The organism is Streptomyces sp. NPDC001832 (assembly GCF_040297265.1).
Taxonomy (GTDB): Bacteria; Actinomycetota; Actinomycetes; order Streptomycetales; family Streptomycetaceae; genus Streptomyces.
Genome location: NZ_JBEOYU010000008.1, coordinates 173,586 through 193,710 on the forward strand (window position 1 = coordinate 173,586; position 20,125 = coordinate 193,710).

The 20,125-nt window shown below is 69.2% G+C and carries 22 protein-coding genes and 1 tRNA gene; 7 read left to right on the top strand and 16 right to left on the bottom strand.

All coding sequences use genetic code 11. The annotated features are described in order from the left end of the window. Positions 1 to 16: 16 nt before the first annotated feature. On the bottom strand, positions 17 to 466 hold the full coding sequence (locus ABT115_RS09870) for a 2-thiouracil desulfurase family protein (protein ID WP_351786156.1): 450 nt from the start codon (positions 464 to 466) through the stop codon (positions 17 to 19). Positions 467 to 528: 62 nt separating this feature from the next. After that, a tRNA-Tyr gene (locus ABT115_RS09875) sits at positions 529 to 610 on the bottom strand. A 413-nt stretch (positions 611 to 1,023) separates the two neighbouring features. Here ABT115_RS09875 and ABT115_RS09880 point away from each other — a divergent pair. The 3 genes from ABT115_RS09880 (at position 1,024) to ABT115_RS09890 (ending at position 2,924) form a co-directional block, all read left to right on the top strand. Then, positions 1,024 to 1,512 carry a YajQ family cyclic di-GMP-binding protein gene (locus ABT115_RS09880; protein WP_030926258.1) on the top strand — a complete coding sequence of 163 codons (489 nt, stop codon included), beginning with the start codon at positions 1,024 to 1,026 and terminating at the stop codon, positions 1,510 to 1,512. Positions 1,513 to 1,699: 187 nt separating this feature from the next. Then, positions 1,700 to 2,209, top strand: a complete 510-nt coding sequence (locus ABT115_RS09885) for a methylated-DNA--[protein]-cysteine S-methyltransferase (protein WP_351786159.1) — start codon at positions 1,700 to 1,702, stop codon at positions 2,207 to 2,209. A gap of 1 nt (position 2,210) precedes the next feature. Continuing rightward, a complete protein-coding gene (locus tag ABT115_RS09890; RefSeq protein ID WP_351786161.1) occupies positions 2,211 to 2,924 on the top strand; it encodes an alpha-ketoglutarate-dependent dioxygenase AlkB family protein in 714 nt (237 codons plus the stop codon). Here ABT115_RS09890 and ABT115_RS09895 read toward each other — a convergent pair. Together ABT115_RS09895 and ABT115_RS09900 are read right to left on the bottom strand one after the other, a co-directional pair. Next, positions 2,885 to 3,157, bottom strand: coding sequence for a GlsB/YeaQ/YmgE family stress response membrane protein (locus tag ABT115_RS09895; protein WP_351786164.1), 273 nt, complete (start codon positions 3,155 to 3,157; stop codon positions 2,885 to 2,887). The genes ABT115_RS09890 and ABT115_RS09895 overlap by 40 nt on opposite strands. A 105-nt stretch (positions 3,158 to 3,262) precedes the next feature. Further along, positions 3,263 to 3,820: an SMI1/KNR4 family protein gene (locus ABT115_RS09900; RefSeq protein WP_351786167.1), complete on the bottom strand. Its 558-nt coding sequence runs from the start codon at positions 3,818 to 3,820 to the stop codon at positions 3,263 to 3,265. Between the two features lie 141 nt (positions 3,821 to 3,961). Between ABT115_RS09900 and ABT115_RS09905 the strand changes: the two genes are divergently transcribed. After that, positions 3,962 to 4,363 (top strand): YccF domain-containing protein, encoded by a 402-nt coding sequence (locus ABT115_RS09905; protein WP_351786223.1) that lies wholly within the window; start codon positions 3,962 to 3,964, stop codon positions 4,361 to 4,363. Between the two features lie 49 nt (positions 4,364 to 4,412). Here ABT115_RS09905 and htpX read toward each other — a convergent pair whose 3' ends face one another. The 12 genes from htpX to ABT115_RS09965 form a co-directional block, all read right to left on the bottom strand. After that, positions 4,413 to 5,276, bottom strand: coding sequence for a zinc metalloprotease HtpX (gene htpX / locus ABT115_RS09910; protein WP_351786169.1), 864 nt, complete (start codon positions 5,274 to 5,276; stop codon positions 4,413 to 4,415). A 213-nt stretch (positions 5,277 to 5,489) separates the two neighbouring features. Continuing rightward, the gene (locus tag ABT115_RS09915) at positions 5,490 to 5,948 is read right to left on the bottom strand and encodes a large conductance mechanosensitive channel protein MscL (RefSeq protein ID WP_351786172.1); all 459 of its coding nucleotides are present in this window, start codon (positions 5,946 to 5,948) and stop codon (positions 5,490 to 5,492) included. A gap of 97 nt (positions 5,949 to 6,045) precedes the next feature. Beyond that, complete coding sequence (locus ABT115_RS09920; RefSeq protein WP_351786174.1) at positions 6,046 to 7,620, bottom strand: NADH-quinone oxidoreductase subunit N; 1,575 nt, start codon at positions 7,618 to 7,620, stop codon at positions 6,046 to 6,048. Beyond that, the gene (locus ABT115_RS09925; RefSeq protein ID WP_351786225.1) at positions 7,617 to 9,167 is read right to left on the bottom strand and encodes a complex I subunit 4 family protein; all 1,551 of its coding nucleotides are present in this window, start codon (positions 9,165 to 9,167) and stop codon (positions 7,617 to 7,619) included. The genes ABT115_RS09920 and ABT115_RS09925 overlap by 4 nt, the downstream gene beginning before the upstream one ends. A gap of 27 nt (positions 9,168 to 9,194) precedes the next feature. Then, positions 9,195 to 11,240, bottom strand: a complete 2,046-nt coding sequence (locus ABT115_RS09930; protein WP_351786177.1) for an NADH-quinone oxidoreductase subunit 5 family protein — start codon at positions 11,238 to 11,240, stop codon at positions 9,195 to 9,197. Further along, positions 11,237 to 11,641, bottom strand: a complete 405-nt coding sequence (gene nuoK / locus ABT115_RS09935) for an NADH-quinone oxidoreductase subunit NuoK (protein WP_351786180.1) — start codon at positions 11,639 to 11,641, stop codon at positions 11,237 to 11,239. The genes ABT115_RS09930 and nuoK overlap by 4 nt, the downstream gene beginning before the upstream one ends. Further along, a complete protein-coding gene (locus tag ABT115_RS09940; protein WP_351786184.1) occupies positions 11,641 to 12,204 on the bottom strand; it encodes an NADH-quinone oxidoreductase subunit J family protein in 564 nt (187 codons plus the stop codon). The genes nuoK and ABT115_RS09940 overlap by 1 nt, the downstream gene beginning before the upstream one ends. Then, positions 12,201 to 12,905, bottom strand: coding sequence for a NuoI/complex I 23 kDa subunit family protein (locus ABT115_RS09945; RefSeq protein WP_351786187.1), 705 nt, complete (start codon positions 12,903 to 12,905; stop codon positions 12,201 to 12,203). The genes ABT115_RS09940 and ABT115_RS09945 overlap by 4 nt, the downstream gene beginning before the upstream one ends. Then, positions 12,905 to 13,873, bottom strand: coding sequence for a complex I subunit 1/NuoH family protein (locus ABT115_RS09950; protein WP_351786190.1), 969 nt, complete (start codon positions 13,871 to 13,873; stop codon positions 12,905 to 12,907). The genes ABT115_RS09945 and ABT115_RS09950 overlap by 1 nt, the downstream gene beginning before the upstream one ends. Next, positions 13,870 to 15,105, bottom strand: coding sequence for an NADH-quinone oxidoreductase subunit C (locus ABT115_RS09955; protein WP_351786192.1), 1,236 nt, complete (start codon positions 15,103 to 15,105; stop codon positions 13,870 to 13,872). The genes ABT115_RS09950 and ABT115_RS09955 overlap by 4 nt, the downstream gene beginning before the upstream one ends. Then, a complete protein-coding gene (locus ABT115_RS09960; protein ID WP_351786195.1) occupies positions 15,102 to 15,806 on the bottom strand; it encodes an NADH-quinone oxidoreductase subunit B in 705 nt (234 codons plus the stop codon). The genes ABT115_RS09955 and ABT115_RS09960 overlap by 4 nt, the downstream gene beginning before the upstream one ends. Beyond that, a complete protein-coding gene (locus ABT115_RS09965) occupies positions 15,797 to 16,198 on the bottom strand; it encodes an NADH-quinone oxidoreductase subunit A (RefSeq protein ID WP_351786197.1) in 402 nt (133 codons plus the stop codon). Before ABT115_RS09965 ends, ABT115_RS09960 begins: the two co-directional genes overlap by 10 nt. Positions 16,199 to 16,368: 170 nt before the next feature. On the opposite strand from ABT115_RS09965, the gene ABT115_RS09970 reads away from it, so the two are divergent. The 3 genes from ABT115_RS09970 (at position 16,369) to ABT115_RS09980 (ending at position 19,931) form a co-directional block, all read left to right on the top strand. Further along, positions 16,369 to 17,574, top strand: a complete 1,206-nt coding sequence (locus ABT115_RS09970; protein ID WP_351786200.1) for a sensor histidine kinase — start codon at positions 16,369 to 16,371, stop codon at positions 17,572 to 17,574. Between the two features lie 209 nt (positions 17,575 to 17,783). After that, complete coding sequence (locus ABT115_RS09975) at positions 17,784 to 19,139, top strand: sensor histidine kinase (protein WP_351786202.1); 1,356 nt, start codon at positions 17,784 to 17,786, stop codon at positions 19,137 to 19,139. Positions 19,140 to 19,271: 132 nt separating this feature from the next. Continuing rightward, entirely contained in the window at positions 19,272 to 19,931 is a 660-nt protein-coding gene (locus ABT115_RS09980) for a response regulator (protein ID WP_502969057.1), read from the top strand. Positions 19,932 to 20,125 lie beyond the last annotated feature (194 nt).

Below are 20,125 nucleotides of genomic sequence, written 5' to 3' on the forward strand. Positions count from 1 at the left end.
TTCAGCCGCCCTCGGTTCAGCCGCCCGGCGCCTGGCGGACCGTGATGCCGTGGCGTTCCAGCAGGGCGGCAGTGACGCCGTCGCCCTCGCGGAGCTCGCCCGTGAACGTACCGTCATAGACCGTGCCGCGCCCGCAGGAAGGGCTGCGAGCCATCAGCAGCGCCTCGGTGCACCCGGCCCTGCGCGCGGCCTCCAGTGCCCGCCGGGCGCCGTCCACGAACTCCTCCGTCACGTCGCGCCCGGTGTCGTCGACGACGCGGGCGCGACCGTCCAGCACGTCATGGCCGTCGCCGCCGACGATCTCGGCGGGGCGACGCGGGGTGGGGAGTCCGGCGGCGACCTCGGGGCAGAAGGCGACGGGGCGGCGGTCTGCGATGACCTCGGCCACTGCGGCAGAGGCCTTGCCGCGGCCGTCGAAGCGGCAGGTGACACCGCGCAGACAGGCGCTGACCAGCACAGGTTCCATGTTCACGACCCTCGCAACAGAAACAAAGAAGGCCCCTGTCCTGAGACAGGGGCCTTACCATGTGGCGGCGCCAGGGTTCGAACCTGGGTAGGCTGAGCCGGCAGATTTACAGTCTGCTCCCTTTGGCCACTCGGGCACACCGCCAGGGATTGCTGCCGTGAGAACCGCTTTTCGGCGGCGCTCCGTGGCAACGACGTAAACGATACCCGATGCCCGGGGGTGCTACGCCACTGGATTGATCAGCGGCCCGATCGGACATGGGTGGCCAGGGGCTGTCCCGTGATCCGTGGTGGATCAGCGCGCGGCGTCAGATGGGGTGCATCGCAGGGCGGAGGGACATCCCATACTGGATGTATTCGGATGTTCCGACAATGCAGCGAGGATGGGGCCTCCCCTGCTCTAGCGCAGCCGAGAGCTTGGAAGTAGCTGTCGTCGCGCGCCCGCTGGGGATTACGGGACAGCCCTTAGGCTTTGATCAGCGGCGCGGGGCCTGCAGGCCCGCAGCCGCCCGTATGCATCCCGATTCCCAGCACCCCCGATACAAGGAGCCACACGTCATGGCCGACTCCAGTTTCGACATCGTCTCGAAGGTCGAGCGGCAGGAGGTCGACAACGCCCTCAACCAGGCCGCCAAGGAAATCTCGCAGCGTTACGACTTCAAGGGCACCGGCGCCTCGATCTCCTGGTCCGGCGAGAAGATCCTGATGGAGGCGAACGGCGAGGAGCGGGTCAAGGCGATCCTCGACATCTTCCAGTCCAAGCTGATCAAGCGCGGCATCTCGCTGAAGTCGCTGGACGCGGGCGAGCCGCAACTGTCCGGCAAGGAGTACAAGATCTTCGCCACGATCGAGGAAGGCATCTCCCAGGAGAACGCCAAGAAGGTGGCGAAGATCATTCGCGATGAGGGTCCGAAGGGCGTCAAGGCGCAGGTCCAGGGCGATGAGCTGCGGGTCAGCTCGAAGAGCCGGGACGATCTGCAGGCCGTGCAGGCGCTGCTGAAGGGCCAGGACTTCGACTTCGCCGTGCAGTTCGTGAACTACCGGTAGGTCTCTGGTCTCTGACAGGTCTTGCGCCTTCCGGGCGCGGTGCGGAGCGGGATGCGACACTCCGCCCCGCCCCGGGGTGCGATGTCCGAATACCGCCGGTCGCGGCGGAGCGGAGGACGCAGACTTGTCCATGTCGGACGACGATCCTGTCGCTTTCCGGCATGACGGGCAGGAAGAGGGACGAGTCATGACCATGTACGCAACGGTCGACAGCCCGTTGGGTGAGCTGCTGCTGGTCGGCGAGCAGGCCGCCGGCGCGGACGACGGAGTCGCGCTCACCTCGCTCTCGCTGCCCGGCCAGAAGGGCGCCGCAGTCGTCCAGGACGGGTGGGTCCACGCGCCGGAAGCCTTCATGGGAATCGCCGCACAGCTGCGGGCGTACTTCGAGGGGCGGCTGACCCGCTTCGACATCGTGTACGCGGACGGCCTGGGCACCGACTTCCAGCGCCGGGTCTGGGCGGCGCTGGACACTGTCCCGTACGGGGAGACCGTGTCGTACGGACAGATCGCCGAACGGATCGGTACGCCCGGGGCGGGCGTGCGGGCCGTGGGGACGGCGATCGGGCGCAATCCCTTGCTGGTCGTACGGCCGTGCCATCGGGTGATCGGCGCGGACGGGACCCTGCGGGGGTACGCGGGTGGCGTGGAGCGCAAGGAACAGCTTCTGGTGCTGGAAGGCGCCCTGGCGGTGCGCTGACATGTCCGGGCTCTTCCCGAGGCCGCGGGCCGTCGTCGCGCCGGGGGCCGTGCATGTGCCCGAGTGGCTGTCACCGGAGCGCCAACGGGAGTTGGCTGCGGCCTGCCGGGAATGGGCGCGCGGGCCTGTGCCCCTGCGGCACACGGTGCTGCCGGGTGGCGGGGTGATGTCCGTACGGACGGTCTGTCTGGGGTGGCACTGGCAGCCGTACCGGTATTCACGTACGGCCGATGATGTGAACGGTGCAAGGGTCGCCGAATTCCCCGACTGGCTGGCGGATTTGGGGCGAGAGGCTCTGATGGAGGCGTACGGGGACGAGTACCCGGCCCGGACGTACGCGCCTGACACCGCCCTCATCAACTTCTATGACGGCGCGGCGCGGATGGGCATGCACCAGGACAAGGAGGAGCGGTCCGGTGCTCCGGTGGTGTCGCTCAGCATCGGCGACACGTGCGTCTTCCGCTTCGGGAACACGGAGAACCGCGGAAGGCCCTACACGGATGTGGAGTTGACCTCCGGCGACCTGTTCGTCTTCGGCGGACCTTCACGCTTCGCGTTCCACGGTGTGCCGAAGGTCTGCCCCGGAACGGCCGACCCTGCGACGGGGGTCGGCCGCGGCCGACTCAATCTGACCCTGCGCGAGACCGGGTTGGGCACCCCAGACACTGACGGGCGTCAGCGGCGTTCGCGGGAGTTCCCGAAGAGCAGCCGGTAGACGATCAGCAGGACCAGCGAACCGCCGATGGCCGCGACCCAAGTGGCCGTGTCGTAAAAGTCGTTGGAGATCGGGCGGTCGAGGAAGCGCGACGATATCCAGCCGCCGAGGAAGGCACCGACGATCCCGATGAAGGTGGTGCCGACCAGGCCACCCGGGTCGCGGCCCGGGAGCAGGACCTTGGCGATAACCCCGGCCAGCAATCCGAGAATGATCCAACCAATGATGTTCATGGTGCGCACCTACCCGTCGCTCGGTCTTGGAATCCAAGACGTTCGTGCCGGTCAGGCGGTTGCATGCGCAGTCGGCGGACCGCCGCATCCCTCTCTGCCATTGGGTCATACGCGGGCGCTGAATTCCGGCCAGGGTTCCATGTCGACCCCTTCGTCCTCGGACTCCTCGGAGTACCACGCGGTGCCGTCCAGCCAGCTGCGCAGCCACTGGGCGAGGCCGGGCTGATCCACGTACCAGGCGCGCTCCGGCTCGTCGGCGTTCGGCTCGAAGAGCAGCACCGTGGTTTGTTCGCTGCGGCAGTCCACGCAGGAGTACATCCCGCAGCCCAGGCTGCATATCGGCAGCACGCCCTCCGGCCACGGCCACTCGCCCTCCTCGGTCGCACTCCGGCGGTGGGCGAGATACTGCGTGACGACGGACTCCTCCCCGTCCGGGGCCCGGTCGCCGATCAGCGGCATCAGACCGTACTCCGGCCCGAAGCCGCCGTTGGCGATCCGGGTGTACAGGGCGGTGAGCAGCGGTGGCAAGGCAAAGCCGAGGGCGGCTTCGGCACGCTTGACGTGCTCGGCGGGCAGGGGTGCCGGGAGGGGGTGCTTCTCCCAGCGCGGGGCGGTACGTGCGGTCTTCTCCACGGCTGCCAGCAACTGCTCGGTGTCGTTCATGGGTTCATCGTGGACGACGGCACTGACAATCAGGCGAGCCCTATTCGGCACCGGGACCGATACTGGCTTATGGCCTGGTGCACGGTGGATCAGGCCGTTAGAACAGCCCTGGCGGCCGAGATTCGCGGAAGGCTAGTGATCATGAAGCTCGTACAGCTGATCCTGAACGTGTTGTGGGTGGTGTTCTGCGGGTTCTGGATGGCCCTCGGGTACCTGGTCGCCGCGATCATCTGTTTCGTTTTGATCGTGACGATTCCATTCGGCATCGCATCCCTGAGGATCGCCGGCTACGTGCTGTGGCCGTTCGGGCGGACCACCGTGGAACGGCCGGACGCCGGTGCGCCCTCCTGCGTCGGTAACGTGATCTGGCTGGTCTTCGCCGGGTGGTGGCTCGCACTGGGGCACCTGATCACGAGCATTCCGCTGTTCGTGTCGATCATCGGAATCCCCTTCGGCTGGGCGAACCTGAAAATGATCCCCATCTCGCTCATGCCGCTGGGCCGAGAGGTGGTCGCGACCGACGAACCGTTCGGGGGCCGCTAGTGCGTGTTTCGAAAGTCCCGCCTGGCCGGGTGCTGCGCAAGGGTCGCCCTCACGGGCGATGACCTGCCATCTGCTCCAGGCGTGAGATGCGCTCCGCCATCGGCGGGTGTGTCGAGAACATCTTGGACATGCCCCGGCCGGGGCGGAAGGGATTCGCGATCATCATGTGGCTCGCGGTCTCGATTCTCGGCTCGGGGGGCAGAGGGAGCTGTCTCGTACCGGCGTCGAGCTTCCGCAGGGCGCTGGCGAGGGCCAGTGGGTCGCCGGTCAGCTGGGCGCCCGAGGCGTCCGCCTCGTATTCGCGGGAGCGGCTTACGGCCAGTTGGATGACGGAGGCGGCCAGCGGGCCGAGGATCATGATCAGCATCATGCCGAGGAAGCCGGGACCCTCGTCGTCGTTGGACCGGCCCCCTGGGACCAGCCAGGCGAAGTTGACCAGGAACATGACGACGGAGGCGAGCGCTCCGGCGACGGACGAGATCAGGATGTCGCGGTTGTAGACATGACTCAGCTCGTGGCCAAGGACTGCGCGCAGCTCTCGCTCGTCCAGGATCTGCAGGATGCCCTCGGTGCAGCAGACCGCCGCGTTGCGCGGATTGCGGCCGGTGGCGAAGGCGTTGGGGGCCTGCGTCGGGGAGATGTAGAGCCGGGGCATGGGCTGGCGGGCTGTTGTTGAGAGTTCCCGGACCATCCGGTAGAGGTGTGGTGCCTCGAATTCGCTGACGGGGCGGGCACGCATGGCCCTGAGCGCCAGCTTGTCGCTGTTCCAATACGCGTAGGCGTTGGTGCCGACGGCTACGAGAAGCGCGACGATCAGGCCTGTACGTCCGAAGAAGCTTCCAATGACGATGATGACTGCGGACAGGCCCCCGAGGAGTACGGCGGTTCTCAGCCCGTTGTGCTGGCGGTGCACGGTACGCCCTCCAAGTGGTGCGGTAGGGGAACCCTTTACTTGGTGGTCTCCACTCCCCCAGTGGAGCCTCCTGTACTGGTCAACGCCAGGCGAAGAGGGCTAGTTCCCTTGTACGCGGCCGCGGGAACGGGGCCTGTCCCGCACTTGCGGCCGGATCGGGCTCTGGGCCGTACGGGTGGAGGGCGTGTGTGCCGGTTGGCGCCCGACAGCCTCTCAGCGCTGGGCGGGGAGTTTGGCGAGTGCGAGAGCCTCGGGGTCCGGCTTGATCTCGCTGGTGCAGTGGGCGCAGCGGGAGGCGATGGCCGGGATTTCGGTGTAGCAGCGGGGGCAGTCGCGCACGGCGGCCTTGATGTCGACCTTGTCGTCCGCCTTGGAGAAGCGGTTCTGGACCTTCGTCATGGGGACGACGATGCAGAAGTAGAGCACCGTGGCGGTGATCAGGAAGGCGATGGCGGCGGCGAGGAACTTCCCGTACGGGAAGATGGTGCCCTGGATCGAGAACTCCGCCGCGCTGAAGTCGCCGACGGAACCGGTTGCGAGGCCGATCAGCGGGGTGATGAAGGCGGTGCTGAAGCCGGTGACGACTGCGGTGAACGCGGATCCGACGGCCAGCCCGATGGCCATGGAGATGACGTTCCCTCGCAGGAGGAAGTCCTTGAACCCGTTCAGCACTGCTGTTGCTCCTCTGGGACATGCGTACGTGTGTGGGGATGTGCGGGCATGACCTTGCCCTGAGCGGGCTGTCCCGGGCAAACCGATCTTGCGTACATCAGAAGAGATTGACGGCGGCGAACCTGAGGACCGCCTGTGGAGCACCGGAGAGTACGACGCCGGTGACGGCGGTGAGGGCGATCGCGGCGGTGAGGGAGGGCGGGGCGCGGTGCCTGGTGGGCACGGGTGCGGCCTCGTCCGCCGGGGTCTCTTCCGGAGCACGGAAGAGCGCCGCGGTCCACTGCAGGTAGTAGTAGAGCGCGATCACGACGTTGACGGCCATGACGACGGCGAGCCAGCCGAGTCCCGCGTCGACGGCCGCGGAGAAGACGGTGACCTTGGCGAAGAGGCCGACGATGCCGGGTGGCAGGCCGGCCAGGCAGAGCAGGAAGAAGGCCATCGCCATCGCGGCGAGGGGGCGGGTGGGGTACAGGCCGCGGTAGTCGGAGATCCGGTTTCCGGGGTTCGTACGGGCGACGAGGGCGGCGACCGCGAATGCGCCGAGGTTCACGACGGCGTACATGAGGGCGTACGCGACGGTGGAGCCGATGCGTTCGTCGCTGGAGTACGCGGCGGCGGCGATCGGCACCAGGAGGTAGCCGGCCTGGGCGACGGATGACCAGGCGAGCAGGCGTACGGCGCTGCGGACGCGGGTGGCGTTCTGGCGCAGGGCAGCGACGTTGCCGGTCGTCATTGTGAGCGCGGCGAGGATGGCGAGGGCCGGTCCCCAGACGTCGGCATACGCCGGGAACGCGATCACGGTGACGAGGATGAGGCCGGAGAAGCCGACCGCCTTGCCGACGACCGAGAGGTAGGCGGCGATCGGCAGGGGGGCGCCGATGTAGGTGTCGGGAACCCAGAAGTGGAAGGGCGCGGCGGCCGTCTTGAAGGCGAAGCCGACCAGGGTGAGGACGACGCCCGCCGCGGCGAGGGTGTCCAGCTGACCGGGTACGTCGTCGAGCCGGGCGGCGATCTCCGTGAGGTGCAGGGTGCCGGTGGTTGCGTACACGAAGCTGACGCCGAGCAGCATGACGGCGGTCGCGACGACCGAGGAGAGGAAGAACTTCAGGGCCGATTCGGAGGATCGCCGGTCGCCGCGCTTGATGCCGACGAGGGCGAAGGCGGGCAGCGAGGCGACTTCGAGCGCGACGACGAGGGTGGCGAGGTCGCGGGCGGCGGGCAGGAGTGCGGCACCCGACGCGGAGGACAGCAGGAGGAACCAGAACTCGCCCGCGGGGAGTTTGCGTGTGTCGCCGAGAGAGAGCAGGGCCGTCAGCAGGGCGCCGCCGAGCACGAGGGCCTGGATGACGAGGGCGAAGTGGTCGGCGGTGTAACTGCATGCCCCGGTGGTGCCGGTGCCGGTGGCTGCCGCGGTGAGACAGAAGGTGGAGCGGTCGCCGTCGCGCAGCGGCACGAGGAAGGCGAGTGCGGCCACGAGCCCGGCCATGGTGATCCAGCCGAGGACCGGCTTGCGTTCCTCGGGCAGGAAGAGGTCGACGGCCAGGACGATCAGGGCGACGGCCGCGGCGATGGCCGGGGGCGCGATCGCAAGCCAGTCGACGGACTGGACGAGGCTGGTGGTGCTCTCGGCCGCTGTGGTGACGACGCCCGATGTGACGACGGCTGTGGTCACGACTTGCCTCCTGCGAGGAGCTTCTGCACGGCCGGGTCGGTGAGGCCGAGGAGGACGGCGGGCCACAGACCGGCGAGGACGGTGAGGCCGACGAGCGGGGTCCAGGCGGCGAATTCGTATGTCTGGACATCGGCGAGCTGCTGCGGCGCTTCCCGCTTCTCACCCATACAGACGCGGCGTACGACGATCAGCATGTACGCGGCGGTGAGCAGAGTGCCGAACGCGGCGATCGACATGAAGGTGAGGAAGGCGGGGCGGCTGAGACCGTCGGCGGGGTCGAAGGCGCCGAACATCGCGAGCATCTCGCCCCAGAACCCGGCGAGCCCGGGCAGGCCCAGGGAGGCTACGGCGGCGAAGGCGAGGAGGCCGCCGAGGTGGGGTGCCCGACCGTAGAGTGCGGCCCCGGTGGCGCCGGAAAGGGTGTCGAGGTCGGCGGTGCCGTAGCGGTCCTTGACTGCGCCGACCAGGAAGAACAGCAGGCCGGTGATGAGGCCGTGGGCGATGTTGGCGAAGAGCGCACCGTTGACTCCGGTGGGGGTCATGCTCGCGATGCCGAGTAGCACGAAGCCCATGTGTCCGACGGAGGAGTACGCGATCAGGCGCTTGAGGTCGCCCTTGGAGCCGGGGCGGGCCAGCGCCAGGCAGGCGAGCGATCCGTAGATGATGCCGACGACCGCGAAGGCGGCGAGGTAGGGCGCGAAGGTGTGCATCCCGTCGGGGGCGATGGGGAGCAGGATACGGATGAATCCGTAGGTACCCATCTTCAGCAGGACGCCGGCGAGGAGGACCGAACCGACGGTCGGGGCGGCGGTGTGGGCGTCCGGGAGCCAGCTGTGCAGCGGCCACATCGGGGTCTTCACGGCGAGCCCGAGACCGATCGCCAGAACGGCGATGACCTGCACGGACGAGGTGAGCCCACGGCCGTTGTCAGTGGCGAGTGCCACCATGTCGAAGGTGCCGCTCTTCAGCCCGATGAGGAGCAGGCCCAGCAGCATGATCACCGAGCCGAGCAGCGTGTAGAGGATGAACTTCCAGGCGGCAGCCTGCTTCTGTGCACCGCCCCAGCGGGCGATGAGGAAGTACATCGGGATGAGCACCATCTCGAACGCCAGGAAGAACAGCAGCAGATCGAGGACGGCGAAGGTCGCGAGGGTGCCGGACTCCAGGACGAGGATGAGTGCGACGAAAGCCTTCGGGGAGGGGCCTGCCGGCATTTTGAAGTAGCTGTAGAGCGCGCAGAGGAAGGTCAGCAGCGCGGTCATTACGAGAAGGGGGAGCGAGATGCCGTCGATGCCGAGGTGGATGCGGACGCCGAGCGCCGGGATCCAGCTGATGTCGGTGGTGGCCTGCATCTTCGACGGGTGGTCGTGGTCGAAGCCGACGGCGAGCACGATCGCGGCGATGAGGACCGCACCGGTGACGGTCACGCCGTGGCGGAGCACGGCCTGGTCGGGGCTGGTTCCCTTGAGTCCGGGCGGAGCCGGCAGAAGGGCGGCCACGGCGCCGATGAGCGGGCCGACGACGATGAACACGAGAAGGAACTGCATCACGGATTCGCTGATATCGATCACGGCTCACGACCCGGCGTTGACGTTGGCAAAAACGACGGCGGCGACCGCCAGGACCAGGGAACCGGCGAGCAGCGCGCTGAGGTAGGTCTGCACATTGCCGGTCTGGGCGCGGCGGACGGCGGTGCCGAGCCAGCGTGCGCCGGTGCCGGAGCCGCGTACGTAAGTGTCGACGACCTCGCGGTCCAGGAAGCGGACGATGCTCGCTGCGGCCTGGACGGGGCGGACGAACAGGGTCGTGTAGAGGGCGTCGAGGTGGAAGCCGGCGGCGGCGTGGCGGTGGAGCGGGCCGAGCAGCAGGCGGCCGGGGTCGGCCGGGTCGGGGACGTCGCCGTCGGCGCCGTAGGCGGCGGTGTGCGCCGACATTGCCTGGGCCTCGACGAGGGCGGGTTCGGCGTCGGGGTGGGCGACGACGATGCCGACGGGGGTGCGGGCGGCGAGTGCCGATGTGTGGCGCCAGGCTGCGTAGGTGACGAGGCCGCCGATGAGGCCGACGCCCGTGGACAGGACGGCGGTGGTCACGGACGGGGTGAGGCTGTGACCGTCGAACCAGTCGGTGATCGCGCCGACGGTCAGTCCGAAGGCGATGGTGGGGATGGCGAGGACCCAGAGAACGGCGGTCATCGCGACGGGCTGCCTGCCGTGGTCGGGGGCCTCGGCGCCGCGGCCCCGGAAGGCGAGGAGCCAGAGGCGGGTGGCGTACGCGGCGGTGAGGACGGCGGCGATCAGTCCGGCGACGAGGACGGTCCAGCCGGCGGCGGCCGGGGCGACGTGCCGGTCCCCGAGTGCGGTGTGTTCGGCCGCGACGAGGACGGCTTCCTTGGAGAAGAAGCCGGCGAACGGAGGGATGGCGGCGAGCGCGAGGAGGGCGACGGTCATCGTCCAGTAGGCGTCCGGGATGCGCTTCGTCAGGCCGCCCATGCGGGACATGGCGGCCAGCGAGTTGGTCCCGGCGGCGTGGATGACGACGCCCGCCGCAAGGAAGAGGAGGGCCTTGAACGCACCGTGGGAGAGGAGGTGGAAGACGGCGGCACCGCGGTCGCCGACGGCCAGGGCGCCGGCCATGTAGCCGAGTTGGCCGATCGTCGAGTAGGCGAGGACGCGTTTGATGTCGTCCTGGGCGAGGGCGGCGAGTCCCGAGCCGATCATCGTGATCGCCGCCATCACGGCGAGGACGATGAGGGCCGCGCCGGACTGGGCGAAAACGGGGAAGAGCCGGGCCACGAAGTAGATACCGGCGGCGACCATCGTCGCGGCGTGGATCAGTGCGGAGACGGGGGTGGGGCCGGCCATCGCGTCGGGCAGCCAGGTGTGCAGGGGGAACTGCGCGGACTTGCCCGCGACACCCGCGAGGAGCAGCAGGGCGATGACGGTGGGGTGGTCCAGACCGCCGTTCGTGACGGCAGCGAGGATGCCGGTGATGCGGAACGTTCCGGTGTCGGCGGCGAGCGCGAACACACCGATCAGAAAGGGGACGTCGCCGAGTTTGGTGACCAGGAATGCCTTGAGGGAGGCGGCGCGGGCTTCGGGCGTCTCCCAGTAGTGGCCGACGAGGAAGTACGAGCAGATGCCCATGATCTCCCAGCCGACCAGGAGCACCATCAGGTCGCCGGAGTAGACGACGAGCAGCATGGCGGCGGTGAAGAGGGAGACGAGAGCCGCGTACGAGGGGTAGCGGGGGTCGTCGCGCAGATAGGCGATCGAGTAGATCTGCACGCAGGTCGCGACGAGCCCGACCAGGACGGCGACGAGCACCGCGAAGCCGTCGAGGTGCAGGGCGAGGTCGATCGGGATTGAGCCGGTGGGGGTGAGCCGGGTCGCCGCGTCGATGGCCCGTCCGCCGCCCTGGTCCGAGGCGACGACGACGGCGAGCACGAAGGAGGCGAAGGTGGGCAGTACGGCGAGGGGGCGTACGTATCCGGGGGCAAAGAGAAGCGCGCGAAGCCCCGTCTCGGAGCGATGGCGGGAACCGGTTGAGCCGAGAAGGAGACCGGCCGCGGCGCCCAGGAACGGAAGGAGGGGGACGAGGACGGCGAGGGTCGTGGTCGTCACGCGGTGGCCTCTGCCTTCTTTGCCTTCCCTGCCGGAGCAGTGGCCTGGTCTTCGGTGCCATGGGTCTCGTCACCGGGGAGAGTTTCGGCGGCGTCGGTCTCGGCGGTGTCGCGGAGGCGGTCGACGTCCGAGCTGCCGCGGTTGCGGTGGACGGCGAGGACGATCGCCAGGCCGATGCCGATCTCCGCCGCCGCGATGGCGATGGTGAAGAGGGTGAGGGCCTGGCCGGAGTGCACGGTGTCGCGGAGCCAGACGTCGAAGGCGACCAGGTTGAGGTTGACGGCGTTGAGCATCAGCTCTACGGACATCAGGACCAGGATCGCGTTGCGGCGGGCAAGCACTCCGTACAGCCCGGTGCAGAAGAGGAGGGCGGCGAGCACGGCGGGATAGGCGAGGTGCATCAGCTCTGCTCCTTACTGCGCTTGCGGGACAGGACGATCGCACCGACGAGGGCGGCGAGCAGCAGAACGGAGAGAGCTTCGAACGGCAGCACCCAGTGCCGGAAGAGGAAGGCGCCGGTCACCTCGGTTGAGCCGTGGGCCGGTCCGTTCAGGTCGATCCATGTGGTGCGGAAGGCGTCGACTATGACCCAGACGAGCACGCCGGCGGCAGCGACGGCCACGCCGAGGGCCGCCCAGCGGTTGCCGGAGTCGGCGTCCGGGGAGCGGCCGATGGGAGCCTTGGTGAGCATCAGCCCGAAGAGGAGGAGGACGACCACGGAACCGACGTAGATCAGTACCTGCGCCCAGGCGATGAACTCCGCGGTGAGCAGGAGGTACTCGACTGCGAGACCACCGAGCGCCACGACCAGCCAGAGGGCGGCATGCACCAGCTGCTTTGTCGTGACGGTGACGAGGGCTGCGCCGAGGGTGGCGATGCCGACGAGGACGAAAGCGATCTCAATGCCGGTCGGGGAGAGGAAGCCGGAGTGCGCAGAGTGGGCCGCGGCGGCTGCGAGTGTCACTCCTCCCCCTCTTCTTCCTTCTGGACCTGCTGGGTCTCTTGAGGCTCTTGAACCTGCTGAGCCTCTTGGGCCTCTTGGGCCTCTTGGGCCTCTTGGGCCTCTTGGGCCTCTTGGGTCTCTTGGGCCTGCTGGGCTTCCTGCGCCTCCTTGGCGCGCTGGGCTTCAAGTTTCTCCGCCGTCTTGCGGGCGGCGGCGATCTCCTTCGGCTCCTCGGCGCCCGGGTCGAGCGCGGGCGGTTCCGGCACCGTCCACATCCATTCGCGGAGCTTGTCGCGCTCATGAGTGAGTTCGAGGATGTCCGTCTCCGCGTACTCGAACTCCGGCGACCAGAACAGTGCGTCGAAGGGACACACCTCGATACAGATACCGCAGTACATACAGAGCGAGAAATCGATCGCGAAGCGGTCGAGGACGTTGCGGCTGCGCTCGCGCCCGCCCGGTATGGCGGCGGGCACCGTCTCCTTATGGGAGTCGATGTAGATGCACCAGTCCGGGCACTCACGGGCGCAGAGCATGCAGACCGTGCAGTTCTCCTCGAAGAGTGCGATGACACCGCGGGAGCGGGGCGGGAGCTCGGGCTGGACGTCCGGGTACTGCGCGGTGACCGTCTTCTTCGTCATCGTCCGCAGGGTGACCGCCAGTCCCTTGGCCAGGCCTGAGCCGGGGATGCGGGGCCGCGGGTGCGGGAGCGACGCAGCCATCAGTTGATCGCCACCTTCACGATGCCGGTGAGCGCGATCTGCGCGAGAGCGAGCGGGATGAGAGTGGTCCAGGCGAGCTTCTGCAGCTGGTCCTCGCGGAGCCGGGGGTAGCTCACGCGCAGCCAGATGACGACGAAGGCGAGGACCGCGGTCTTGAGGAGCGTCCAGACCCAGCCGAGTCCGTCGGCGCCGAACGGACCGTGCCAGCCGCCGAGGAAGAGGACGGTGGTCAGTCCGCACAGCACGACGATGCCCGCGTACTCGGCGAGCAGGAAAAGTGCGAAGCGGAGGCCGGTGTACTCGGTGTACGCGCCGAAGATGATCTCCGAGTCGGCGACCGGCATGTCGAACGGCGGGCGCTGCAGTTCGGCGAGTCCGGCCACGAAGAAGACCAGGGCGCCGACGATCTGCCAGGGCAGCCACCACCACTCGAAGGCGTTGAGGATGCCCGGGAGGGAAACGGTGCCCGCCGCCATCGCGACGGAGGCGGCGGCGAGCAGCATCGGCAGCTCGTACGCGAGCAGCTGGGCGGCGGTGCGCAGGCCCCCGAGGAGGGAGAACTTGTTGGCCGAGGCCCACCCCGCCATGAGCGAGCCGAGCACTCCGACGCCCATCACGGCGAGCACGAAGAAGATGCCCGCGTCGACGACCTGTCCGACCGCGCCCTCGCTGGGGCCGATCGGGATGGCGACGAGTACGAGGAGGTACGGGAGCAGCGCGACGGCCGGCGCGAGCTGGAAGATACGGCGGTCGGCCTCGGCCGGGACGATGTCTTCCTTCTGCGCGAACTTCACGCCGTCCGCCACGAGCTGGGCCCAGCCGTGGAAGCCACCCGCGTACATGGGGCCGAGGCGGCCCTGCATATGGGCCATCACCTTGTGCTCGGTCTGCCCCACTACAAGGGGGAGAACCATGAACGCGGCGAAGACGATGACGAGCCGGAGGGCGACGTCCAGTGCGTCGTTCACGCGGTATCGCCTCCGGCGGGGCGGTCGGGGGCCGGCTCGGGAGTGGCGTCCTGGGCCGGGGGCTCGGGCTGGTCGGGGGTGTCCGTGGGGGCGGTGGTTTCGAGGGTGGGCGTGGTCTCGGGGGCGGGGGTGCCGCTGCGCGGGGCCTCTCCCCTGCCTGCCGGACTCCAGCTCCTCGAACGCCCGAGGAGCTGGGGGGTACCCGAATCCGGGGGCGTGTCGAAGGCCGGGCGGGCGTGGTGCCAGGGAGCGTCGCTGCTTCCGGTGGCGGCCTCGGCCGAGGCCGCCCGGTCGCCGGATGCCCGGTTCTGGGCTGCCCGGTCCCGGCCCTGGGATGCCTGGCCCGTGGCCGATCCCGTCGGCGTCGTCCCCGACGCGTTCGGTCCCGCCTGTTCCGGTGCCTCGGTCCCCGCCCCGGCCGTCCCGGGCTTCGCCGTCTCGCGCTGCTGGCTGGCCGAGCCCTGGGATGCGCTGCGGGTGCGACGCGGGCGTGCGGCAGGCGCGGTCCCGGCGGCCGGGGCTGCCGCCTCCGACTGCTGGGTGGCCGAGCCCTCGGTCACGCTGCGGGCGCGGCGTACCGGGCGGTCGCCTGCAGCGCGCGGGGTACGGGCCGGGCGGGACGGGGCGGGTGGGAGCTGGCCCTTCAGGGGGCCCCATTCGTTCGGGTCCGGAACGCCGGGCGGCAGCATCGTCCGGCGCTTCGGGCCGCCGTGCTCCGACTCGCCCGGCTCCTTCGCGCCCGGCCAGGCCTTCGCAACGCGTGCCGCCAGCACGAAGTCCTTGCGCAGCGGGTGGCCCTCGAAGCCCTCGGGCAGCAGCAGCGGCACCAGATGCGGGTGGCCCTCGAAGCCGATGCCGAACATCTCGTGTGTCTCGCGCTCGTGCCAGGCGGCGCCCGCGTAGATGTCGACGGCGGTGGGAAGGACTGCCGCATCGTGCGGAACGGTCGTACGGATCATGAGCCGACGCACCTTGCCCTCGGCCAGGGAGGCGACATGGGCGCAGACCCGGAAGCCGGTGCCCGGTTCGTCGACCGCGCTCAGCCAGTCGAAATAAGTGCAGCCCAGCCGGTCGCGGGCCGTTTCGAGCGCGGCGATCCAGGAGGCCGCTGGTACGTCGACTGTCAGCAGGTCGTACGCGTACGCGGCGGTCGCGTCCTCGCCGAAGATCTCGGCGGCGGCGTCCGGCAGCCGGTCGTAGCTTTCCCGGTCGTGGCTTTCGGTATTGGTCACTTCTGCTCCTCCCCCGGTGCCGAGGGGGCGGCGACCAGGCCGCTGCGCAGTGCTGCGGCGGAAGGACGGCTGCCGCCGCTCGTCGCGTACCGCACCCCCAGCGACTCTCGGGCGATCTTCTCCTGCAGCTTGAGAATGCCCTGGAGGAGCGCCTCCGGCCGGGGCGGGCAGCCGGGGACGTAGACATCGACCGGAATGATCTGGTCGACGCCCTTCGTCACGGAGTACGAGTCCCAGTACGGGCCGCCGCAGTTGGAGCAGGCGCCGAAGGAAATGACGTACTTGGGCTCGGGCATCTGCTCGTACAGCCGCTTCACGGCCGGAGCCATCTTGTCCGTCACCGTGCCGGAAACGATCATGAGGTCGGCCTGGCGCGGGCCGGGTGCGAACGGGATCACGCCGAGCCGGATGAAGTCGTGCCGGGCCATGGAGGCGGCGATGAATTCGATCGCGCAGCAGGCGAGCCCGAAGTTGAAGACCCAGAGGCTGTAGCGGCGACCCCAGTTCAGGACCACCTTCATCGGCTCGGGAGCCAGGCGCGACAGGACGCCGAGCCGCTTGGGCTCCGGCAGGAACGTCGGAACGGGCTGCGGTTCGGATCCCGCGCCGGGCTGCGGTTCGGACGCCGCCCCGGGCTCCTGCTCCGACCCCGGTTGCGTTGCGGGCCGGTGCTCGGGGGGCGGCGGGCTCGTCACGTCCATTCGAGGACGCCCTTCTTCCATGCGTAGAGCAGTCCTACGGCCAGGAAACCGAGGAAGATGAACATTTCCACCAGAGTCGTCGCCCCATATCCGGGTGCGGCGAATACGGTCGCCCACGGAAACAGGAAGATCGAGTCGACGGCGAAGATCACGTACAGGAAGGCATACACGTAATAGCGGACCTGTGTATGTGCCCATCCTTCACCCACGGGGTCCACGCCGCACTCGTACGTCAGGAGCTTCTCCGGCGTGGGAACCACAGGACGCAGCAGTCGGCCGGCCCCGAAGGCGACGGCGACGAAGAGCACGCCGATCACAGCGAGCAGTCCGACCACTGAATAGCTCTGGAAGTAGTCCGACGCGAGAGTGGTCGATTCCGGCAGGTACGCCACGTCCGTCCCTCGCTCCCTCAAACCTGTTCGACGATCTGTACGCACGGGAGTCTAGGCCCTGTTAAAGAGAGGGTAAGCAGTCGCGTCTGACAACGGGTGGGGTTATCCCTACTTCACTCCACCCACGAGCCCCATGGCATGTGCGGACCCCGCCCGGCAGGCTGGGCCCCATGACCATCAGCCCCCTGGCGCCCGACAACGACCGGCCACCGCCCGCCCGCTTCGCCCTCTGCCGGTGGACGTGGAAGGAGATCGCCTATCTCCTGGCCAACCTCCCCATGACCGTTGCCGGGTTTGTCTACACGGTATGCATGATCGGCATCGGCGTGGGGCTTGCGGTCACGGTGATCGGTCTGCCCCTGCTTGCCGTCGGGCTGCAGGGGGCTCGGCTGATCGGCAGGGCCGAGCGGGGCCGGGCGCGGGCGTTGCTCGGGGTGCGGATCGACGAGCCGAGCCCGATGGTTCTGTCCCGCCGGGAGCAGGGCTTCTTCCCCTGGCTGTGGTCGAGCCTCAAGGATCCGGTGGGCTGGCGGGCGGTGCTGTACTCCTTCGTCCGGCTGCCCTGGGGCGTACTCACCTTCGCCGTGACGTCCGTGAGCCTCGTCGTGTTGTGGCCGGTGCTCCCCTACATCGCGCGGCTGCTCACCAATGCCGATCGGGCGATGGCTCGCGGACTGCTCTCACCCTCCGACGAACTGGAGCGCAGGATCGCCGAGCTGGAGTCGGACCGCGGGGTGGTCGTCGACACGGCCGCCGCCGACCTGCGCCGCATCGAACGCGACCTGCACGACGGCGCACAGGCCCGGCTCGTCGCCCTCGCCATGGATCTGGGCCTGGCGAAGGAGAAACTGACGAACGACCCCGAAGCTGCCGCCCGCATGGTCGACGAGGCCCACGGCGAGGTCAAGGTCGCCCTCCAGGAACTCCGCGACCTCGCCCGCGGCATCCACCCCGCCGTCCTCACCGACCGAGGACTCGACGCCGCACTCTCCGCCATCGCCTCCCGCTGCACCGTCCCCGTGACAGTGGGGGTGGATCTGCCGGCGCGTCCTGCGGAGGCGATCGAGGGGATCGCCTACTTCACGGTCTCCGAGCTGTTGCAGAACGTGAGCAAGCACAGCGCGGCACGGTCGGCATCCGTCGAGGTGTGGCGGTCGGCGAACCGGCTGCTGATCCGGGTCACCGACGACGGGCGGGGCGGGGCCCGGATGGACGGCGGTACGGGCATGGCCGGGCTGGCCGAACGGCTGGGCGCCGTCGACGGGCTGTTCGTACTCGACTCGCCGGTCGGCGGCCCTACGACAGTCACCGCGGAGCTGCCCTGGCGAGACCGGGACCGGGAGCCAAACCGTACGAGAGCGGCCAGGCGCCCCTAGGCCAAGCGCCCGTGGGCCAAGCCTCTGAGCCCCCTGAGCCCCCTGAGCCCCCTGAGCCCCCGCGCAGGGTGGGGTGGGGAAAACCCCCGGTCGAAGAGGGATACCGCCCTCATGGTGCGCAGGCCCGCAACTCAGCACCCTTGATGTACCGGCCGGAACCCCGAAACCACCGGAGAAACCGGCTCCATGAGAAGAAACGGACTGCACCCATGGCCACGGCATACGGACCGGACACTCGGGACCACCAGCGGTCCGGAGCCGGTTTCGGGGACCATCCCCGGGCGAAGCACTTCTTCCCGGCCGCGCTGCGCGCGCCCTTCGAGGCCAGGACCTGGCGTGAGTTCGGCTATCTGCTGCTGAGCCTGCCGATCAGCGCGGTCCTGTTCGGACTCTCGATCGCCCTGACGACGCTGGGCATCGGCATGCTGATCACCTTCCTCGGGGTTCCGATCCTGGCCGGCGCACTGGCCATGTGCCGCGGATTCGGCGCGATGGAGCGGGCCCGGGCGCGCGGGCTGCTGAAGCTGGACGTGGCGGACCCGGCACCGGTGCGCGGCAGGACCGGCGGCCTGATGTCCTGGATGGGCGCGGTCCTCAAGAGCGGGGCGTCCTGGCGGCATCTGCTCTATTCGCTGCTGCATTTTCCGTGGGCGATCTTCGCCTTCACCGTGTCGCTGACACTCTGGGCGTCCGGGTGGGCCACCTTCACCTACCCGCTGTGGCAGTGGATCTTCCCGGCGTCCATGGGGACCGGCGGCATCCAGCTGTACGGCGACGACGGCCACCACATCTATCTCGACTCCCCCTTCGAGCTGGCTGCGACCAGCATGTGCGGCCTCGTACTCGTCCTCGTCACACCGTGGATCGTCCGTGGTCTGGCGGGCGTGGACCGGGTGATGGTGGCCGGGCTGCTCGGGCCGTCCCGGCTGGCGACGCGCGTCGTTGAGCTGGAGTCGGACCGCGGGGTGGTCGTCGACACAGCCGCCGCCGACCTGCGCCGCATCGAACGCGACCTGCACGACGGGGCACAGGCCCGGCTCGTCGCCCTCGCCATGGATCTGGGCCTGGCGAAGGAGAAACTGACGAACGACCCCGAGGCCGCGGCCCGCATGGTCGACGAGGCCCACGGCGAGGTCAAGGTCGCCCTCCAGGAACTCCGCGACCTCGCCCGCGGCATCCACCCCGCCGTCCTCACCGACCGAGGACTCGACGCCGCACTCTCCGCCATCGCCTCCCGCTGCACCGTCCCCGTGACGGTCGATGTGGACCTGGCGTCCAGGCCCGCCCAGGCCATCGAGGGGATCGCCTACTTCACGGTCTCCGAGCTGTTGCAGAACGTGAGCAAGCATGCACACGCGACCCGCGCATCGGTCGATGTGTGGCGGGCGGCGGACCGGCTGATGCTCCAGGTCACCGACAACGGGCGCGGCGGCGCCAATGCGTCCTCGGGCAGCGGGCTGGCCGGGCTGACCGAGCGGCTGGGCGCGGTGGACGGCGTACTCGTCGTGGATTCCCCGCAGGGCGGCCCGACGCGGATCACGGCCGAGCTGCCGTGGCGCGGCTGAACACACCCACCGGCTTGATTTCAAGCCGGTCCGGCGGCTGAGGACAGGGCACTGCCGATACTGGGATGCTGGACGTCACACGGACGGGACCAGTGAGCAGCGGGGGATACAAGCGTCATGGTGGAGGACAGGGTGCGGGTAGTCATCGCCGAGGATTCGGTACTGCTCCGGGAGGGGCTCACCCGGCTGCTGACCGATCTCGGGCATGACGTCGTCGCCGGGGTAGGGGACGCCGAGGCGCTGATCAAGACGGTGCGCAATCTCGCCGGACAGGATGCGCTGCCCGATGTGGTGGTCGCCGATGTGCGGATGCCGCCCACCCACACCGACGAGGGCGTGCGGGCGGCGGTGCGGCTGCGCAAGGACTATCCCGGGATCGGGGTACTGGTCCTTTCGCAGTACGTCGAGGAGCAGTACGCGACCGAGCTGCTGGCCGGTTCCAGCCGAGGCGTGGGGTATCTGCTGAAGGACCGGGTCGCCGATGTCCGGGAGTTCGTGGACGCGGTGGTCCGAGTGGCGCAGGGCGGGACGGCGCTGGACCCGGAGGTGGTGGCGCAGCTGCTGGGGCGGAGCCGTAAGCAGGACGTCCTGGCAGGGCTGACGCCGCGCGAGCGCGAGGTGCTCGGCCTGATGGCGGAGGGGCGGACGAACTCCGCGGTGGCCAGGCAGCTGGTGGTGAGCGACGGGGCCGTGGAGAAGCACGTCAGCAATATCTTCCTGAAGCTGGGCCTGTCCCCCAGTGACGGGGATCACCGCAGGGTGCTGGCGGTGCTGACCTACCTGAACTCCTGACGAGCTGACACTCTGTCAGATACCTGGCGAAGGTCGCCGCGGGGCCGGTCGCGGCCGTCGCGGCGACCCGGGCTCCGGACAGGGGCCGACCGGGGTTCCGGGGCATGTGCCGAAAGTAGCGTCATCCGCCCGCAGGACCGGGCCGGGGGGGGGGGGGGGGGGGGGTCGGCAACGCCCCCCGCCCCACCCGCCGA

Excerpts from the sequence above, each read along its gene's own strand:
- ABT115_RS09945 (WP_351786187.1), bottom strand. The coding sequence starts at position 12,905 with ATGGCTGCGTCGCTCCCGCACCCGCGGCCCCGCATCCCCGGCTCAGGC.
- ABT115_RS09900 (WP_351786167.1), bottom strand. The coding sequence starts at position 3,820 with ATGAACGACACCGAGCAGTTGCTGGCAGCCGTGGAGAAGACCGCACGT.
- ABT115_RS09880 (WP_030926258.1), top strand. The coding sequence starts at position 1,024 with ATGGCCGACTCCAGTTTCGACATCGTCTCGAAGGTCGAGCGGCAGGAG.
- nuoK (WP_351786180.1), bottom strand. The coding sequence starts at position 11,641 with ATGCACCTCGCCTATCCCGCCGTGCTCGCCGCCCTCCTCTTCTGCACC.
- ABT115_RS09970 (WP_351786200.1), top strand. The coding sequence starts at position 16,369 with ATGACCATCAGCCCCCTGGCGCCCGACAACGACCGGCCACCGCCCGCC.
- ABT115_RS09890 (WP_351786161.1), top strand. The coding sequence starts at position 2,211 with ATGTCCGGGCTCTTCCCGAGGCCGCGGGCCGTCGTCGCGCCGGGGGCC.
- ABT115_RS09870 (WP_351786156.1), bottom strand. The coding sequence starts at position 466 with ATGGAACCTGTGCTGGTCAGCGCCTGTCTGCGCGGTGTCACCTGCCGC.
- ABT115_RS09905 (WP_351786223.1), top strand. The coding sequence starts at position 3,962 with ATGAAGCTCGTACAGCTGATCCTGAACGTGTTGTGGGTGGTGTTCTGC.
- ABT115_RS09895 (WP_351786164.1), bottom strand. The coding sequence starts at position 3,157 with ATGAACATCATTGGTTGGATCATTCTCGGATTGCTGGCCGGGGTTATC.
- ABT115_RS09960 (WP_351786195.1), bottom strand. The coding sequence starts at position 15,806 with ATGGACGTGACGAGCCCGCCGCCCCCCGAGCACCGGCCCGCAACGCAA.
- ABT115_RS09925 (WP_351786225.1), bottom strand. The coding sequence starts at position 9,167 with ATGCAGTTCCTTCTCGTGTTCATCGTCGTCGGCCCGCTCATCGGCGCC.
- ABT115_RS09975 (WP_351786202.1), top strand. The coding sequence starts at position 17,784 with ATGGCCACGGCATACGGACCGGACACTCGGGACCACCAGCGGTCCGGA.
- ABT115_RS09885 (WP_351786159.1), top strand. The coding sequence starts at position 1,700 with ATGACCATGTACGCAACGGTCGACAGCCCGTTGGGTGAGCTGCTGCTG.